We start from the raw sequence: 16,933 nt of genomic DNA on the forward strand, positions 1-16,933 counted from the left end.
ATGCGCTCCGACTTGCTGCCCGCCTCCGGTTCCTACGCCGATATTCCCATCGGCGAGGTGCTCACCGAGGCGGGCGCAAGCATTCCCGAAACCTCACTGCGGCTGTACGCCTTCTACGACGCAGCCGAGCAGGCGGCGGTATCCACGCCGCCGGAGGAGCGCCCCATCGTGCTGATCGAGCACGCCCTCACCGGCGACGGCAACGCCACCGACTGGTGGGCCGACATGGTCGGCGTGGGCAAACCGATCGACACCTCCAGGTACCTAGTGCTCTGCGCCAACGCGCTGGGTGGGTGCGCGGGCTCCACCGGCCCCGGTTCCCTGCACCCGGAGGGTGGCTTCTGGGGCTCCCGCTTCCCGGGCCTATCCATCCGCGACCTCGTGCAGGCCGAAAAGCAGCTGCTCGACGTGCTGGAGATCCCCCGGGTCCACGTGGTGGTCGGTGCTTCCATGGGCGGGGCACGCACCCTCGAGTGGTCGCTGCTCTACCCGGAGATGATGGACGCCGTCCTCCTCATCGCCGTCTCCGCCCGCGCCTCCGCCTGGCAGATCGGCATCCAATCGGCGCAGATCCGCGTGATCGAGGCCGACCCGCTGTGGCACGGCGGGGACTACTACGAGGCCGGCATGGGACCGGTCTGGGGCCTGGGAGAGGCGCGCCGCATCGCACACCTGACCTACCGCGGCGAGCTGGAGGTCGACGAGCGCTTCGGCGCCGAGCCGCAGCGGGGCGAAAACCCGCTGGGTAAGTACCGCTCCCCCAATCAGCGCTTCTCGGTCGAGGGCTACCTGGACCGGCAGGCGATGAAGCTGCGCAACCGCTTCGACGCCGGCTCCTACGTCACCCTGACGGATGCCCTGAACCGCCACGACGTCGGCCGGGATCGCGGCGGCATGAACGCCGCCCTGGGTAACTCCACGGTCCCCACGATGGTCTGCGGCATCGACACGGACATCCTCTACCCCTATCACCAGCAGGAGCACCTCTCCCGCAACCTGGGAGCCTTCCTGGGGCTGTCCCAGATCACCTCCCCCACCGGCCACGATGGTTTCCTCATCGAGGCCCGCCAGATGGGCAATGTGCTTGAGAAGTTCCTCACGGCCGCCGAGGAGCTGGCCGAGAATCCGGAGCAGCGCGCGGAGATCCTGCAGCACCACAACCGCTAGGAACCGCTAAGGGCGGCCACCGAACAACCGCCACCCAACCCCCACGCCCAGCGTCGCGGGATACCCAGCTCCGCGCGACCCCCGCGCAAGGACTTGGTCCGGATGCCCCCTAGCTGCCCAGCGTGTCCACGCTGATCGCCAGGTACATCATCAACAGCCCCACGCCCCCGGCGAAAAAGCAATCAAATTTGCGGCTGCGGACCGCGAAAATCCCCAGCACGTCGGAGTCCACGACCCACCGGATCGTGGCCAAGAACACCAGGCTTGCCCCCATCGCCGTGGTGCCGCGGCGCCAACGATCCGCCGCGATGAAGAACACCCCCACCGCCAGAAGCAGCAAAAACACCCCGATGAGCGCCCGCTGCGCGATCACCGGCAGCGGGGAGGCGGGCACGTCCCGGTCGTGCGGGTTGGCCAGCAGCTGTCGGCGATAAGCGCCAATCTGCGCGGCCTCCGCCCGCTCGTTCGGGGTGTCCGGCATCGTGCCCAGCTCCTCCAGCTCTAATCCCCTAGTTCTCGCCCTGCTCCGCGAGGAGCTCGGCGCGCTCCACGACGTTGTGGACCAGGAAGGCGCGGGTCAGCGGGCCCACGCCACCCGGGTTCGGCGAGATCGCGCCCGCGACCTCCCAGACGTCCGGGTGCACGTCGCCGGCAAGCTTGCCGTCCAGGCGGGAGACACCGACGTCGAGGATCGCCGCCCCCGGCTTGACCATGTCCTTGGTCAGCATGTGCGGCTTGCCTGCAGCAGCGACGATGATGTCCGCGTTGATGGTCTCCGCCTTCAGGTCCTTCGTGCCGGTGTGGCACAGGGTAACGGTGGCGTTCTCGCTGCGGCGGGTCAGCATCAGGCCGATCGGGCGGCCAACAGTCACGCCACGGCCGATGACGACGACCTTCGCGCCGTTCAGCTCGACGTCGTAGCGGCGCAGCAGGCTGATCGCACCGTTCGGGGTGCACGGCAGCGGGGCGGGCTCGTTGAGCACCAGCTTGCCGAGGTTCACCGGGTGCAGGCCGTCAGCGTCCTTGGCCGGGTCGATGCGCTCCAGCACCGCGTTTTCGTCGAGGTGCTTCGGCAGCGGCAGCTGCACGATGTAGCCGGTGCACTCCGGGTCCGCGTTGAGCTCGTCGATGACGGCGTTGAGCTCCTCCTGGGTCACGTCCGCCGGCAGGTCCTTGCGGATGGACTTCACGCCGATCTGCTCGCAGTCCTTGTGCTTCATCCGCACGTAGGAGTGGCTCGCCGGGTCGTCACCGACCAGGACCGTTGCCAGGCCCGGGGTGATCCCCTTGTCCCGCAGAGCGTCGACTCGTTGCTTCAGGTCCGCGAAGATCTCGTCGCGGTATTTCTTTCCATCCAGGGTAATCGCAGCCATGCCCGCCATTATTCCACAGGCCTAGCGCTACCCCACCGGCGTGCGCCCCCATTCCCCCACTTCAGGGCGAAGACCCCGAACGCGGGTCACTGCCCGCCCGGGAAACCCAGCTGCCGCCAGGCCTCGTACGCTGCCACCGCCGCCGCGTTCGAGAGGTTCATGCTGCGACGGGCCGGCAGCATCGGGATCCGCAGCTGCGCGGTGATCCGGGGATCCGCCAGAGTCGCCTCGTCCAGGCCGGTGGGTTCGGGGCCGAAGAGGAGGACGTCACCGCGGCGGAAGCCCACGTCCGTAAACCAGGTCTCCGCGTGCGTCGTGAAAGCGAAGACCCTCGCCCGGGGCGGGGCACCGTCTGCTGCCTGCTGCCGACTCAGCTCTGCCTGCTTACGGCTCAGCCCGGTCAGGTGGGTGGCCGCGGCCTCGAAATCCTCGTGGAGCTGCACCTCCGCCAAGTCGTGATAATCCAGACCGGCGCGGCGGACGTGCTTCTCCTCGAAGTTGAAACCCAATGGGCCCGCCAGGTGCAGTGCCGCCCCGGTGCCCGCGCACATGCGGATCGCATTGCCCGTGTTCGGCGGGATCTGCGGCTGGTCGAACAGGATATGGAAGGGCGGATCGGCGGCCGGCCGGGGTGACGTCGTCAAAGAAGAAGAGCGACCTGCGGCGGAAGCGGGAGTGGAAGGCTGCGAAGACACGCCACTCACCTTAACCGCGCCCGCGGGCGCTGACGGCACCGGAACACGGTAAGAATGGAGGGGAAGAACCCCGACGATCGGGCACGAAGCCCATCAGACGATGAAAGAGGTCGATCAGACATGGCTGATGCACCGAAGGACGCCACACCGCAAGGCAAGAAGACCCCGACCGGCGGAAAGCAGCGCCCGGTGGACATCACCCTGTTCGGCGCGACCGGATTCGTCGGCAAGATCCTCGCGGGTTGGCTGGCGGAGCACGCGCCGAAGGACGTCACCATCGCGCTGGCCGGCCGCAACCGCGAGAAGCTGGTCTTCCTCAAGCAGCAGCTGCTGACCATCCACGAGGGCGTGATGGACTGGCGCATCGTGGAGGCGGACGCCTTCGACGAGGACGCCATGACCGAGCTGGCGAGGAACACCCGCGTGGTGATCTCCACGGTGGGTCCGTTCGTGCGTTACGGCGAGGACCTCGTGCGCGCCTGCGCGGAGGCCGGCACACACTACGTGGACTCCACCGGCGAGGTGCTGTTCATGCGGAAGATGATCGACAAGTACGACGACGTGGCGAAGGCCAACGGGGCGCGCATCATCCACGCCTGTGGCTTCGATTCCGTGCCCTCCGATATCGGCATGCTGCTGATCAACGAGGCCGCGGCCAAGGATGGCAAGAAGCTGGCCGAGGTGACGAACCTGGTCAGCATGCGCGGGGCCATGTCCGGCGGCACCGTAGAGTCCGCACGCGAGCAGTTCCAGGCCGCACAGCGCGACCCGGAGCAGAGGCGCGTGCTGGCTGACCCGTACTCCCTGAGCCCGGATCGCGAGGCGGAGCCGGAGCTGGGCGAGCAGCCGGATTATGGCGTGCTGCAGACCGAGACCGTCGGCGCCCCGGAGGGCTGGGCCGGGCCTTTCCTCATGGCCTCGGTGAACACCCGCGTGGTGCGCCGCTCCAATGCGCTGAGCGGCTTCAAGTACGGAAAGTCCCTGCGCTACCGCGAGTTCCAGTCCACCGGGCCGGGCCTGAAGGGCCGCGCGCAGGCCTACGCAATGGGTGGGGTTAACTGGACGATGCTGACCGCGATGAAGGCGCCGAAGCTGCGGGACTTCATCTCCCAGTGGGCACCCGAGCCGGGCGAAGGTCCGACGAGCAAGGCGCAGGAGAACGGCTACTTCCGTTGCGTGTTCCACGGCTTCGTGAAGCCGAATCCGGCGCCGAACGTGGAGCCGGATTACATCGCCACCCTGTACTCCCAGGGAGATCCGGGCTACCGCTCGACCTCCCGGATGCTGGGCACCGCAGCGCTCACGCTGCTCAAGGATGAGGCGGAGCTGCCGGGAACTGAAGGTGGCGTGCTGACCCCGGCGACGGGCCTGGGCATGGTGTACGTGCGTCGCCTCCGCGAGTCCGGGATGCGCCTGGACGTGGCGCGAGGCGGGCTCTACCGCACCTCCACCCCGCAGTAACCGGGCAGTTCGGCAGCCGGGCGGGGCCGTGTGGGGCCCTGCCGTGCGGTCCCGCCGTGTCGACAGGGCCGATGTGAACGAGTCCGGTGCCGGTGGCTTAGCTCTCCGCTCGCGCGGGACCGTTGGCGACGACGAGGTCCGGGGCGGGGCGCCGATTGATGTGGGCGCGCTCTTGGGCGGCCCACATGTTCCACCAGGGGGCGTAGTAGGGGTCGCGGTGCAGCGCGCGGTGCTTGCGCAGCTGGGTGGGGGCATCCAGCACCAGGGTCCGGTGGGGGATGCCGCGGCGGCGCAGCACGGCCAGAGCCTCGGGGCTGAGGGCACCGATGCCCTCGACAATTAGTGGGCGGCCGGGGTCCAGGGGCTGCCACTGCGCGGGGGTGTTCTTCTCCCAGTCCCAGCGGCGAAAGCCCGGGCAATTGGGCTGCAGCACCTCGGCGGCGAGCATGCGGGCTGCGGCGAAGAGCCCACCCCAGCCGGGGTAGAAATCCTCCAGGTGCACCAGCTGGGGCGTGGTGTTGGGATCCGGGGGTGTGCTCGGGGATACGCCGGGCTGGTGGCTGGACGCACCGAGTGTGGTCATGAGGTGTTCTGCGAAGTGGGTCTTGCCGGAGCCGCTGCGACCGTCAATAAGAATCACCCACCGCGGGGCGCGCCCCACACGGCGGTGGGGTGTTTTAGCGGGCTCGATCTGTGTATTTCCGCAGCCTCGCTGGCCGGCGACCCAGGCGGTGAGCTCGCGGGTGGCTTCTGCGGGCGATAGCCACGGCGCGCTAGCCATTCTGCACGCCCAGCAGCACGAAGTGGCCGGTCCACACGGCGATCCCCAAGGAAAGCAGGCTCAGTGCCAAGGAGCCCACAACCACGGCCCAGTCCCAGCCGCCGAAATGAGCCTGCCGAGCCCAGGTGCGCTCGATGGGCTGGCCCTCGGCGTTATGGGTGGCGCCAAACCCACGGGCCTCCATCGCGGTGGCCAGCTTGGCGCCACGACGCAGCGCCAGCACCAGCAGGCTGAAGGACTGCTGCAGCGCACGCTTCAGCTTGCCCTCGTCCCCCAGGCCGCGGGCGCGGCGGGCACGCTCCACGGCCGTCCAGTCCTCTCGGAATAGCGTGACCAGGCGCACGCCCGCCACCGCACCGATGACGAAGCGGGTGGGCAGTTTCCACAGCTGTGCAAGGCCGTCGCCGAGGCGGGTGGGGTCCATGTCCGCGGTGAGCACCACGGCGGGCACGCCCACCGCCAGCACGCGAATCATCACCGCGATGGCCAGCTGCACCGAGTTCTCGGTGATGTGGATGAAGCCCCATTCGAAGTAGCTCTGCCCGCTGGCCCGCCCGTAGAAGAGCATGCTCACACCCGTCAGCGGGGCTAAGAGCAGCAGCGGCCAAGCCCGGCGGAACAGCCGGGCAGGCCCGACCCCGCACAGGGGCGCGACGACCAGCAGGGTCAGCGCGAAGGACACGCTGGCGCTGACAATATCGATGCTGATCAGCAACGGGGTGGTGAGTAGGGCGAGCGCGAGCAGCCGGGTGGATGGGTCGATGCGTTCCAGGATCATGCCCGCACCTCCAGGCCGGGGCCCTGGGGAAGGTGCCAGTGGTGCTGGCCCAGCGCGGCGAAGTAATCCGCGTCGTGGGTGATGGACAGCAGGCCCATGCCACCGTCCGCCAGCTGTTGCAGCAACCCGACCAGGGCGGTGAACGTGTTGAGGTCCTGGCCGAAGGTCGGTTCGTCCAGGATCAGCAGGCGCGGCTCAGTGGCCAGCACCGCGGCCACTGAGAGCCGGCGTTTCTCCCCACCCGAGAGGGTGAAGGGGTTGGCGGCCGCGAGGTGACTCAGCCCGAGGGTGCCCAGCAGCTCATCGGCACGCCGCTCGGCTGCGGCGGCATCCATCCCGGCAGCCTTGGGGCCGAGCAGCAGCTCGTCGCGGACGGTGCGGGCGGCCAGCTGGTGCTCCGGGCTTTGAAAGACGTATCCGATGCGGCGGACCAGGTCCTTCGAGCGCCAGCTGCGGGGGTCCGGGGTTTCCCGGCGCCTGTGCTTGGCAGGCTGGAGCCCACTGGCGTCCAGCTCCCCGCCCGCCGCGGGAACCAGGCCCGCGAGGGTGAGCGCCAAGGTAGATTTTCCGGTGCCGTTGCCGCCGGTCAGGCAGGTGGACCCCGGCTCCAGGACAGCGGTGATGCCGGTGCGGATGGTGTGCTGGCCCCAGCCGATGGCCAGGTCGCGGGTGCGCAGCAGTGGCTTCCCGCTCGCGTGGGCGTCCCCGTCTGCGTGCAGGGACGCAGCGTCGATGGTTGTTTCAGCGTCGATCGGGTGGGCAACGGTGCCTCGGTTGCCAGCATGGTTCTGGTGATCAGCATGGCCCTGGTTGCCAGTTGAACCGGGCGCGGCCTTCAACGCGCCCAGCTCGGGCGGCGGGGTGCCCATGCGGCGCAGCGCGGGAGCGACCCCCGGCACCCAGATACCAGCCTCGGCGAGCCGCTCGGCATGAGTCTCCAAAATCTGCTCGGCCGGGCCGTCTGCAAGCACTCCCCCGGCCTGCCGCCCGGCACTGACCTGCTCCTCCACGCCGCTGGGGTTAGTCTCCCCGAGCACGAGGATGCGGTCGACGTGCCCGGCCCAGGTGGCTGCGCGGTGCTCGACCACGATCAGTGTGGCGCCGGTGTCCTCACAGGCCCGGATGACGGCGTCGCGCACCTCGGCCACGCCCTCCGGGTCGAGGTTGGCGGTGGGCTCGTCCAGCACAATCACCCTGGGGCGCATGGCCAGCACCCCGGCCAGCGCGAGCCGTTGCTTCTGCCCGCCGGAGAGCCGGTGGGTGGACCGGTCGAGGTCCAGCTCCCCCAGCCCGACGGTGCGTAGAGCCTCCGTGGCGCGCTGCCACATCTCTTCCCGCGGGATGCCGAGGTTCTCGCAGCCGAAAACAACATCGTCGCCCACCCGGGCGGCGATGACCTGCGAGTCCGGGTCCTGCAGCACCATGCCGACCAGGCCCCGGGCCTGGGCCGGGTCCTTGCCGTCCAAGCGGATGGCACCGCGCTGCTCGCCGTCCTCGGCATCCCCCAGCACCCCGGCGATACCGGCGAGCAGGGTGGATTTACCTGCGCCCGAGGCCCCGAGCAACAGGACGCGCTCCCCGGGTTCCAGGCGTGCGGTGATGTTCGCGATGGCCGGGTTCTTCCGGCCGGCGTGGCGCCAGCCGAAGTCGGTGATCTCCACGACCGCCCCGCCCGGCGGCCGCCCGTGGCTCGTCATGGTTTTCTCCCCTTGAGCGGCCTAAACCAGTTGTTGGCGTTGCCTGCCCGCCGGGAAGCGGTCGAGCGCCCCGGTAGCAGCCAAACCGCGGACGAGCAGCCAGCCCACCAGGCCCGCCAGCACGATGCCGGAGAGAATCATGGTGGACAGGTAGGTGGCGTTGAAGGCCAGGGACTTCGCGTAGTTTCCGCTGGTCGCCAGCTCCAGGATGAATTCGAAGATGGCGGCCACAGCACCGGCGGCCATGGCCACGCCCAGCCCGGCGCGGCGGTAGGCGAAGATCGCGAAGACCAGCTCCGCGCCCAGCCCCTGGGCCAGGCCGGAATAAACGGTCTCTATGCCCCAGTGGTTACCCAGCAGCGCGGAAACGACGGCGGCGAGCACCTCGACGAAGAGTGCCGCGCCCGGCTTGCGGATGATCAGCCCGCCCAGCACGCCGCCGAGCAGCCAGATGCCGACCGCGAGCCCGCCAAGGCCCGGGGTGGCAGCGTCGAACACGCCGTAGGCCGCGCCCCCAATGCCGTTCCAGACCCAGAAGATCAGGCCGCAGGCCACGCCGAGCACGGCGGCGACGATGATGTCCACCACGCGCCAAGATCTACTATGTTGGGCAGCCTGCTGCTCACCTGAGAAGCCGTGGGCTTCGCTGGTCTGTGATGGTTTTTCGGGCGTGATGCTCACGCTTATCCTCCCTATCGCCGGCATGATCCGGATCAGGTTCATCGGTCGGCACCACGGTGCTGGCGCCCTCTCAGCCCGGACTTTCTCCCGGACTCCCGCGTTGGTCGGGTCTAACCCTAGCAGCCGCCCCGGAGGACCCTATTTCCGGTGGCGGGTGAAGAAACTCAAGATCTCCGCCCCGGCATTGACCGCACGGGTGGGGTTCGCTTCCTGCTGGCCCCCGTCGTTACGCACCCCGGCAATCCCGGACTCACCGGGCCGGGCGGCTTCGCCCTCGCCGGGCCAGGTGTGCCCCATCCCCTTCACCGCGATGTGCATGACGTCCTTATCCGCCGCGCAGTCGCGCCACTGGTAGCGGCGGACAATGGGGGTGACGTTGCGGACCGCGGGGGCCCCGAAGCAGGAGGCACGGTGTGCATAGGCGGAGGTGAAGCTCATCGCCCCGAGGTACGGGGTGCCGTAGCGGGAGCCGCCCTCGTAGTGGATGCGGCTGTCGTCCTCCCCGTGGATTTCGAGGAAGGACGTCGCCCTGCTGCCGTGGAACTGTGGGTGTTCTTTGCCACGCTGTGCCCGTGTTGCGCAGTTCTGCCAGGTGCCCTTGTAATAGGCCCCTGCGACCGAGGCGAAGGCGGCGAATTCCTGGGGCATCTCGCAAGCGAGCTTTGCGACGAAGCCGCCGCCGTTGCTCATTCCCGCGGCGTAGATGCGCAGGTCGTCGACCTGGTAGGTGGCGGCAATGCGGTTGATCAGGTCCCGGACCAGGGCCAGGTCTTGCTTCCCGGTGGCCGTGGCATAAGGTGCGCCCGCCCACGCCTTGTCGACGCCGTCGGGGTAGGCGACGATGGCGCCGTCCCGGGCGAGGTCGCCGAAGCGGGCCATGGCTGCGCCGGACTGCCCATAGCCGTGGAAGGCGAGGATCAGCGGCTTGGGCCGGGTGGTCTGGGACTGGCGGGGCAGGGCGTCGGCGGGCACATGCAACACTGCCTGGCGGTTCAGTCCGCCCGATGTCAGCTGGACTTGGCCATTGTGCCCGGGGCGTGGGGCACCCCGCAGCGGGGCGGAGTGTTGGGTATTGCGCAGCACGGGCGCGGGGCTGGTGCTCGTGGCTGGGTCCGTGGCAGCACCCTGGCTGGCTTCTCCCCCGCTACCCCCACGGGTGCTGGGCTCACTGCCCGCGCCGGCCTGGTCCTCCCCGGTACCGCCTGCCCCCGGGGTGCGGTCGTTGCTGGTCCCCGCCGTCCGGCTCGAGCGCTCCGGGATGGCCACGGCGGATTCGTGCTCGGTGCGTTCGCTGACCAGGCTGTGTCGGCTTTTTCGGGTGAGGTAGTCGACGCTCCAGCCGGTATTTTTCTGCAGCCACACCCCGGCCCCGGCGGCGAGCCCAATGGCCACGGCTGCCAGCGCGAGGGCGATGATTCGCCGCAGCATATAGCGCCGCTGGCTGGTGGGGCGCCCGGAAGGGCTAGGGGTGGTCATTCCCCCGATCTTGAAGGGTGGGCGCGCTGATTGTCAATCGGTGAATCGCATAAGTGTTATTCCCCACGTTGTGATCGCCCCCGCCTCCCCCGGCCACAGGCATGTCCTCACCATCACCGCCGCCGACCAGGGCCGCGACCACGGCCGACCCGGTAGCCAGCTCCGGGGCACTTCAGCGGAAATCCCGCGACGGGCTACCCAGCGCCGCGGCACCACCCAGCTCCGGCTCCACGGCCTCCAGCAGGTCGGCGGTAACACTGGCCGCACCCTCCGCGTTATGCACGATCCCCCGGACCACCACGATGCGCGCTGTCATCGCCACCTGCCGCTGTTTCTTCCATAAGCCCTGGGTGAGCATCACGTTCGCGATGCCGGTCTCGTCCTCCACCCCGAGGAAGACGACCCCGCCCGCAGTGGCCGGGCGCTGCCGGTGCGTGATCACCCCGGCCACCCGGATCCGCGAACCATCCGGCACGTGCAGCAGATCCACGGCGGGCACCACCGCCGCCCCACCCCGGCGTTGCCCGCGACGCACCCCGGCACGCACCGGCAGGTCGTGCCACTGGGAAAGCTGGCCCCGCAGCAGCTCAACGGGGTGCCCGTCCGGGGTCACCGACGTGGCCGCGAGGTCCGCGGCAGCCAGCTCGAAGGCGCTCATGCCAGGCAGCGCGGGAACCGACGGGGCGGACGTCCCCGGCAGCATGCCCTCCCGCTCCGTGGCCGCCAGCCCCGCTGCCCACACCGCCTGCCGCCGATCCAGCCCGAGGCTCTCTAAGGCCCCGGCCCGCGCCAGGGCCGCCACCTGCGCCACGCTGAGCCCGGCTTCCCGGGAGAGGTCGCTGACCTGCCGGTACTCCCCCTTCTCTTCCCGCGTGGCGACGATCCGCTCGGCCGCCTCCTCGCTGATCCCCGCGATGGATGCCAGCCCCAGCCGGATCGCACCGATGGGCTCCGCGGTGCCCCGCCCCAGCCCGTGCACCCCGCGGGCGCGGTTGACGTCGTCAAAAGAAGAGGAAGAAGACGCAGCAGAACCTGCCGAGAGATCCGTGTCCGCCTGCACCCCGGAAGCGTTGACGCACACCGGCAGGATCCGCACCCCGTGGCGGCGGGCGTCCGCGATCAGCGACTGCGGCGAGTAGAATCCCATCGGCTGGGCGCGCAGCAGCGCCACGCAGAACTCCGCCGGATAGTGGTACTTAAACCACGCGGAGTAGTAGACGAGTGCGGCGAAGGACTGGGAGTGGGACTCCGGGAAGCCATAGGCCGCAAACGCCGTGATCTTCTCCCACAACCGGTCCGCGACCTCCCCGGCGATCCCGTTGGTGCGCTCCAGGCCCTCATCGAAGCGCTCCTTGAGCCGCGCCATCCGCTCCGGGGAACGCTTGGAGCCCATCGCGCGGCGCAGCGTATCGGCCTCCGCCGCAGTGAACCCGGCGGCATCCACCACGACCTGCATCAGCTGTTCCTGGAACAGCGGGATGCCGAGGGTCTTGCCGAGCGCGGGCTCCAGGCACGGGTGGTCGAAGGTCACCGGTTCCAGGCCGTTGCGCCGCCGGATGAACGGGTGGACCGACCCACCCTGGATGGGGCCGGGGCGGATCAGCGCGACCTGCACGACCAGGTCGTAGAAGCGCCGGGGGCGCAGGCGGGGCAGGGTGTTCATCTGGGCGCGGGACTCCACCTGGAATACGCCCACCGCGTCGGCGCGGCTGAGCATCTCGTAGACCGCTTCCTCGGTCGGGGCCAGGCGCCACAGCTCGATGTGGCGGCCGCGGTGGATGGCCACCTGGTCAATGGCATGATGCAGGGCTTCGAGCATGCCCAGGCCTAGTAGGTCGAATTTCACCAGTCCGACGGCCGCGCAGTCGTCCTTATCCCACTGCACCACGGAGCGGTTCTCCATGCGCGCCCACTCGGTGGGTACGACGTCCGCGATGGGGCGGTCGCAGATGACCATGCCGCCGGAGTGGATACCCAGGTGGCGGGGCTGGCCGATCAGCTGTTCAGCAAGCTGCCGCACCCGCTCGGGCGCCTCGGCGGTACCTCGGGTCCAGGCATCCACCTGGCCTGCCGGGTAGCCGAGCGCGCGGGCGGCATCCCGCAGCGCCCCCTTGCGCCGGTAGGTGATGACGTTCGCGACCTGGGCGGCGTTATCCCGCCCGTAGCGGCGGTAGACGTACTGGATGACCTCCTCGCGACGTCCGGATTCGATGTCGAGGTCGATGTCCGGCGGCCCTTCGCGTTCCGGGGAGAGGAAGCGTTCGAAGAGCAGGCCGGCGGCGACGGCGTCGACGGAGGTGATGCCGAGTGCGAAGCAGACGGCGGAGTTCGCCGCCGAGCCGCGCCCCTGGCAGAGGATGTTGTTGCTGTGGCAGTGGTCGACGATGTCGTGGACGATGAGGAAGTAGCCGGGGAAGCCCAGTTTTTCGATGACGTCGAGCTCCCGGTCGATGACCTCCCAGGCCTTCTGCGCCGCTGCGGTGGAGCCGCGCCACCCGTAGCGGTGGGTGCCGTTTCTTTCCACGAGCTCGCGGAGCCAGGACATCTCGCTGTGGCCTTCCGGCACGGGGAAGTGCGGTAGTTCCGGGGCGACGAGGTTGAGTGTGAAGGCGCATTCTTCGGCGACGTCCACGCTGGTTGCGGTGGCTTCCGCGAGCCAGGCGCAGTCCCCGGCGAGCTGTCGCAGTTCCGCCCCGGAGCGCAGCCAGGATCCGCCCATGGGGTGGGTAACGGGTTCGGCGCGGGCGACGTCCCAGCGCCGCCGTAGGGCGGCTTTGGCCCCAGCCAGGCGGGCCTGGCTGGGGGTCGCGCAGGTGGGCTGCGAGGAGAGGATCTCGCGCAGCCCGTGGGTGGTGGCGAAGGCGTGGAGGGCCTGGTTGTGGTCCACGTCGGCCGGGTCCATGCTCAGCTGCAGCTGCACGAGGCAGTGTTGCGCACCGAAGGCGTCGAGCAGTTCAGCAGCCCGGCCGGGGGTGGCGAGTTGGGCGGCGTCGATGAGGACGCGCCAGTGCCCGCCGGCTGCTTCGGCGAGCTCGTCGAGGCTGGGGTATTCGACCGCGTCCTTATCCCGGTGGGTCATCCGGGCGGTGGTGATGCTGCGGCTAAGCCGCCGGTAGCCCTCCTGGCCGCGGCAGAGCACCGCCAGGCCGGGGGCCTGAGCCCCGTCGAGGCTGAGCTCCGCCCCGAAGACGGTCTTGAGCTCGCCCTCTGCCTCTGCGGCGGCGGTGGCGAAGCGCGCAGCACCGTACATGCCGTCCCGGTCGAGGCAGGCCAGCGCGGTGATGCCGAGTGCGATGGCCTGCTCCACCAGTTCCTCGGGTTCGCTGGCGCCGTGGAGGAAGTGATAGCTGCTGGCGGCGCGCAGCTCCGCGAACTCCACGTGCGCTGCGGCTGCGCGCGCCCTACCCCCAGGTTCCCCCGCCGCGGTTCGCGCCCCGCGGATCCCATCAGGCTGCTTCCCGCGCCTGAGGTCAAGCCGCTCCGCGGACTGGGCCTCGCCGGGGTAATCGCCACGTCGGCCACCGCCCTGCTCGCCACGCCCCACCTCGTTCCGAGATCGGGCTTCAACGCTCTCACCTGTGGTTTTCCCCGAAAGAATACGCTCGATCCGCGACCAACTGAGGGCCTTGGGGTTGTTGAATCCGCGCGTATACGTCACGGAAAGAACCCTACCCTAAATCAAACACCCATTCGATATAGCGCAGCGTTCACCCCTGCCTACCGCCCCAGTACCGCCATTCCCTCAAGGCAGAAATCGACGACACCACGTGCATAAATGACAAGAAAATAGACCAAGTTGTCCATGCTGCCCCACGGTGCTAAATTTGCCTTCAACAAACAGTGACCCGCCAAACAAAAAACACCCGTGCCAACGACGGCACACGGCGGACACCCCCAGATCTAGGAGGATCACCATGACTCTTCGACGCAAGGCCCTGGCCGCGACGATCGCCCTGACCACCAGCTTCAGCCTCGTGGCCTGCTCCGGCGGCAACGACGACGACACCATCGTCATCGGCACCACCGACTCCGAGCAGAAGCAGTGGCAGGTCTTCAAGCAGGAGCTGGATAACGCCGGCCTGAAGACCGAGATCAAGTCCTTCAACGACTACTCCATCCCGAACCGTGCGCTGACCGACGGCGAGATCGACGTCAACAACTTCCAGCACATGATGTTCCTGGCCGAGTACAACAACGGCAACAACACCGACCTCGCACCGGTCGGCGCCACCGAGATCCTGCCGCTGGGCCTGTACTACAAGGACCACTCCGACCTGAAGGACGTCGAGAAGGCTGGCGAGGTCGCCATCCCGAACGACTCCACCAACCAGGGCCGCGCCATCAACGTCCTCGTCCAGGCTGGCCTGGTCACCCTGAAGAAGGAAGGTCTGCTGACCCCGACCCCGGCTGACATCGACACCGACAAGTCCAAGATCAAGGTCACCCCGGTCGACGCAGCCCAGACCGCTACCTCCTGGCTCGACGGCACCCCGGCCATCGTCAACAACTCCTTCCTGGACCGCGCGGACATCGACCCGAAGACCGCCATCTTCCAGGACGACCCGGAGAAGGAGGAGGCACAGCCGTACATCAACGGCTTCGTGACCACCAAGGACCGCAAGGACGAAGAGGACCTGAAGAAGCTCGTCGAGATCTGGCACTCCAAGCCGGTCCAGGACGCCATCGACGAGCAGACCAAGGGCACCTCCGTCGCCGTGACCATGTCCGGCGATGAGCTGCAGAAGGTGCTGGACACCACCCAGCAGAAGCTCAAGGAGCAGTAAAACCCAACCCCCAAAAAGGCGTGTCTCGCATGGCCGGCCCACCAGCCCGCCAGCCGAGGCACGCCTTTTAAACCGGAAGGCACCCCAATGGCCCAAGGCACATCCGCCGCCCCCGACACGGCCGGCCCCGCAACCCCGCGGGGCGACCGCACGGGAACGGGAATCGAATTTCGCAACGTCCACAAGGTCTTCAAGCAGGGACGCAAGTCGATCACCGCTCTGGAGGACGTGAACATCACCATCCAGCCGGGCTCCATCGTGGGCATCATCGGCTACTCCGGCGCGGGCAAGTCCACGCTGGTGCGCCAGATCAACGGGCTGGACAAGCCAACCAGCGGCGAGATCCTGCTCGACGGGCAGGACATCGTCCCGCTGAAGGAACCGGAGATGCGCAAGCTGCGCTCCGATATCGGCATGATCTTCCAGCAGTTCAACCTGTTCTCCTCCCGCACCGTGGCGGGCAACATCGCCTACCCTCTGAAGCTGCAGGGCATGCCGAAGGCCGAGCGCGAGGCGCGCGTCGCCGAGCTGCTGGAGTTCGTGGGGCTGGCTGATAAGGGCCGCAGCTACCCGGAGCAGCTCTCCGGCGGCCAGAAGCAACGCGTGGGCATCGCCCGCGCCCTGGCGACGAACCCGAGCCTGCTGCTCGCCGACGAGGCAACCAGCGCGCTGGACCCCTCCACCACCCGCGACGTGCTCGCGCTGCTGCGCCGCGTCAACGAGGAGCTGGGCATCACCATCGTGGTGATCACCCACGAGATGGAGGTCGTCCGCTCCATCGCCGACCAGGTGGTCGTCATGTCCAACGCCCGCGTGGTGGAGCAGGGCTCGGTCTACGAGGTCTTCTCCAACCCGCAGACGGAGGTCGCGAAGAACTTCGTGGCTACCTCCCTGCGCAACACCCCGGACAACGTGGAGGCGGACGCCCTGCAGGCCGGCGACGGCCGCCTGTTCACCATCACGATGAACCAGGGTGTGGGCTTCTTCGACGCCGTCTCCGAGCTCTCGGCTACGGATGTGAGCGTGAACATCGTCCACGGCGGGGTCACCACCCTGCAGAACCACTCCTTCGGCCGCCTGACCGTGCGCGTGACCGCTCAGGACGCCGCCGGTGAGGCAGCGATCGAGAAGTTCTACGCCGACCTGTCCCAGCGAACCGATATTGAGGAGATCCGATGAGCGCGCTGACTACTTTCCCGACCGCCGCGGGCTCCACCGCCACCACAGCCGCTACCGCCCCTGCCACCGCGTCCCCGGACACCCTCGTGCTCGCCGCGATGGACTGGGACCGGCTGGGCGGCACTTTCACCCAGGCGATCTACGACACCCTGACGATGGTGCTGGCCACCCTCGTCATCGGTGGCCTGCTGGGCCTGGTCTTCGGCATGCTGCTGTACACCACCCGCCCGGGCGGGGTGCTGTCGAATAAGCCCATCTACTGGGTGATTAACTTCCTGGTGAACTTTGTTCGCCCGATTCCGTTCATCATCTTGCTCACCGCCATCGGTCCGTTGAGCGACGCCCTGGTGGGTAGCCGTATCGGTCTGAAGGCCGCGGTGTTGGGCATGGTGATCGCCGCGACCTTCGGCGCGGCCCGCATCGTGGAGCAGAACCTGGTCACCATCGACCCGGGCGTGATCGAGGCGGCGAAGTCCATGGGTGCCTCGCCGCTGCGGATCATCTTCACGGTGATTATCCCGGAGGCCCTGGGGCCGTTGATCCTGGGCTTTACGTTCATGTTCATCGCGATCGTGGATATGTCCGCGATGGCTGGCTACATCGGCGCTGGCGGTTTGGGTGACTTCGCGATTGTCTACGGTTACCGCGCCTTCAATGACGAGGTCACGTGGATCACCGTGCTGGTTATCATCGTTATCGTCCAGGCTGCTCAGCTGTTCGGTAACTGGCTGGCCAAGAAGGTTATGCGCCGCTAGAAGCTCACCCTTCTCCGGGGTTTTGTGCCCCTCTTTTGAGGACGTCGCCCCCTTGCACTTCGGTGCGGGGGCGGCGTTCTTTTTTCTGTCTAAAGCGGGGCTGGGC

At 68.4% G+C, this 16,933-nt stretch carries 14 protein-coding genes; 5 read left to right on the top strand and 9 right to left on the bottom strand.

All coding sequences use genetic code 11. The features are described 5' to 3' along the window. Window positions 1–1,167 carry a homoserine O-acetyltransferase MetX gene (metX, locus tag QP140_RS03195; RefSeq protein ID WP_284758095.1) on the top strand — a complete coding sequence of 389 codons (1,167 nt, stop codon included), beginning with the start codon at window positions 1–3 and terminating at the stop codon, window positions 1,165–1,167. Window positions 1,168–1,276: 109 nt separating this feature from the next. Here metX and QP140_RS03200 read toward each other — a convergent pair whose 3' ends face one another. The 3 genes from QP140_RS03200 to QP140_RS03210 form a co-directional block, all read right to left on the bottom strand. After that, on the bottom strand, window positions 1,277–1,648 hold the full coding sequence (locus QP140_RS03200) for a DUF3017 domain-containing protein (protein ID WP_070758380.1): 372 nt from the start codon (window positions 1,646–1,648) through the stop codon (window positions 1,277–1,279). A gap of 28 nt (window positions 1,649–1,676) precedes the next feature. Then, on the bottom strand, window positions 1,677–2,540 hold the full coding sequence (locus tag QP140_RS03205; protein ID WP_141759423.1) for a bifunctional methylenetetrahydrofolate dehydrogenase/methenyltetrahydrofolate cyclohydrolase: 864 nt from the start codon (window positions 2,538–2,540) through the stop codon (window positions 1,677–1,679). 86 nt (window positions 2,541–2,626) lie between these two features. After that, window positions 2,627–3,184, bottom strand: a complete 558-nt coding sequence (locus QP140_RS03210) for a tRNA (cytidine(34)-2'-O)-methyltransferase (protein ID WP_284758161.1) — start codon at window positions 3,182–3,184, stop codon at window positions 2,627–2,629. Between the two features lie 171 nt (window positions 3,185–3,355). On the opposite strand from QP140_RS03210, the gene QP140_RS03215 reads away from it, so the two are divergent. Further along, entirely contained in the window at window positions 3,356–4,696 is a 1,341-nt protein-coding gene (locus tag QP140_RS03215; protein ID WP_284758098.1) for a saccharopine dehydrogenase family protein, read from the top strand. Window positions 4,697–4,793: 97 nt separating this feature from the next. On the opposite strand, the gene QP140_RS03220 is transcribed toward QP140_RS03215, so the two are convergent. The 6 genes from QP140_RS03220 to QP140_RS03245 form a co-directional block, all read right to left on the bottom strand. Beyond that, window positions 4,794–5,477 (bottom strand): hypothetical protein, encoded by a 684-nt coding sequence (locus tag QP140_RS03220; protein ID WP_284758100.1) that lies wholly within the window; start codon window positions 5,475–5,477, stop codon window positions 4,794–4,796. Beyond that, window positions 5,470–6,255: an energy-coupling factor transporter transmembrane component T family protein gene (locus tag QP140_RS03225; protein WP_070758374.1), complete on the bottom strand. Its 786-nt coding sequence runs from the start codon at window positions 6,253–6,255 to the stop codon at window positions 5,470–5,472. Before QP140_RS03225 ends, QP140_RS03220 begins: the two co-directional genes overlap by 8 nt. After that, window positions 6,252–7,952 carry an ABC transporter ATP-binding protein gene (locus QP140_RS03230; RefSeq protein ID WP_284758101.1) on the bottom strand — a complete coding sequence of 567 codons (1,701 nt, stop codon included), beginning with the start codon at window positions 7,950–7,952 and terminating at the stop codon, window positions 6,252–6,254. The genes QP140_RS03225 and QP140_RS03230 overlap by 4 nt, the downstream gene beginning before the upstream one ends. Before the next feature lie 21 nt (window positions 7,953–7,973). Then, window positions 7,974–8,633 (bottom strand): ECF transporter S component, encoded by a 660-nt coding sequence (locus tag QP140_RS03235; protein ID WP_442874993.1) that lies wholly within the window; start codon window positions 8,631–8,633, stop codon window positions 7,974–7,976. 138 nt (window positions 8,634–8,771) lie between these two features. After that, window positions 8,772–10,109 carry an alpha/beta hydrolase family esterase gene (locus QP140_RS03240; RefSeq protein WP_284758102.1) on the bottom strand — a complete coding sequence of 446 codons (1,338 nt, stop codon included), beginning with the start codon at window positions 10,107–10,109 and terminating at the stop codon, window positions 8,772–8,774. A gap of 172 nt (window positions 10,110–10,281) precedes the next feature. Then, a complete protein-coding gene (locus QP140_RS03245; RefSeq protein WP_284758103.1) occupies window positions 10,282–13,767 on the bottom strand; it encodes an error-prone DNA polymerase in 3,486 nt (1,161 codons plus the stop codon). A 256-nt stretch (window positions 13,768–14,023) separates the two neighbouring features. Between QP140_RS03245 and QP140_RS03250 the strand changes: the two genes are divergently transcribed. The 3 genes from QP140_RS03250 to QP140_RS03260 all read left to right on the top strand — a co-directional run bounded on the left by QP140_RS03250 (window position 14,024) and on the right by QP140_RS03260 (window position 16,827). After that, complete coding sequence (locus tag QP140_RS03250; RefSeq protein ID WP_012359664.1) at window positions 14,024–14,893, top strand: MetQ/NlpA family ABC transporter substrate-binding protein; 870 nt, start codon at window positions 14,024–14,026, stop codon at window positions 14,891–14,893. 87 nt (window positions 14,894–14,980) lie between these two features. Next, a complete protein-coding gene (locus QP140_RS03255; RefSeq protein ID WP_284758104.1) occupies window positions 14,981–16,072 on the top strand; it encodes a methionine ABC transporter ATP-binding protein in 1,092 nt (363 codons plus the stop codon). Between the two features lie 98 nt (window positions 16,073–16,170). Continuing rightward, a complete protein-coding gene (locus QP140_RS03260) occupies window positions 16,171–16,827 on the top strand; it encodes a methionine ABC transporter permease (RefSeq protein ID WP_041628562.1) in 657 nt (218 codons plus the stop codon). Window positions 16,828–16,933: the final 106 nt, after the last annotated feature.

Origin of the sequence: Corynebacterium sp. UMB9976 (assembly GCF_030212265.1) — a bacterium.
Taxonomy (GTDB): Bacteria; Actinomycetota; Actinomycetes; order Mycobacteriales; family Mycobacteriaceae; genus Corynebacterium.

Bases quoted from the DNA above. Each gene is read 5' to 3' on its own strand.
- QP140_RS03230 (WP_284758101.1), bottom strand. From the start codon at position 7,952: ATGACGAGCCACGGGCGGCCGCCGGGCGGGGCGGTCGTGGAGATCACC.
- QP140_RS03240 (WP_284758102.1), bottom strand. From the start codon at position 10,109: ATGACCACCCCTAGCCCTTCCGGGCGCCCCACCAGCCAGCGGCGCTAT.
- metX (WP_284758095.1), top strand. From the start codon at position 1: ATGCGCTCCGACTTGCTGCCCGCCTCCGGTTCCTACGCCGATATTCCC.
- QP140_RS03215 (WP_284758098.1), top strand. From the start codon at position 3,356: ATGGCTGATGCACCGAAGGACGCCACACCGCAAGGCAAGAAGACCCCG.
- QP140_RS03250 (WP_012359664.1), top strand. From the start codon at position 14,024: ATGACTCTTCGACGCAAGGCCCTGGCCGCGACGATCGCCCTGACCACC.
- QP140_RS03225 (WP_070758374.1), bottom strand. From the start codon at position 6,255: ATGATCCTGGAACGCATCGACCCATCCACCCGGCTGCTCGCGCTCGCC.
- QP140_RS03200 (WP_070758380.1), bottom strand. From the start codon at position 1,648: ATGCCGGACACCCCGAACGAGCGGGCGGAGGCCGCGCAGATTGGCGCT.
- QP140_RS03220 (WP_284758100.1), bottom strand. From the start codon at position 5,477: ATGGCTAGCGCGCCGTGGCTATCGCCCGCAGAAGCCACCCGCGAGCTC.
- QP140_RS03205 (WP_141759423.1), bottom strand. From the start codon at position 2,540: ATGGCTGCGATTACCCTGGATGGAAAGAAATACCGCGACGAGATCTTC.
- QP140_RS03260 (WP_041628562.1), top strand. From the start codon at position 16,171: ATGGACTGGGACCGGCTGGGCGGCACTTTCACCCAGGCGATCTACGAC.
- QP140_RS03255 (WP_284758104.1), top strand. From the start codon at position 14,981: ATGGCCCAAGGCACATCCGCCGCCCCCGACACGGCCGGCCCCGCAACC.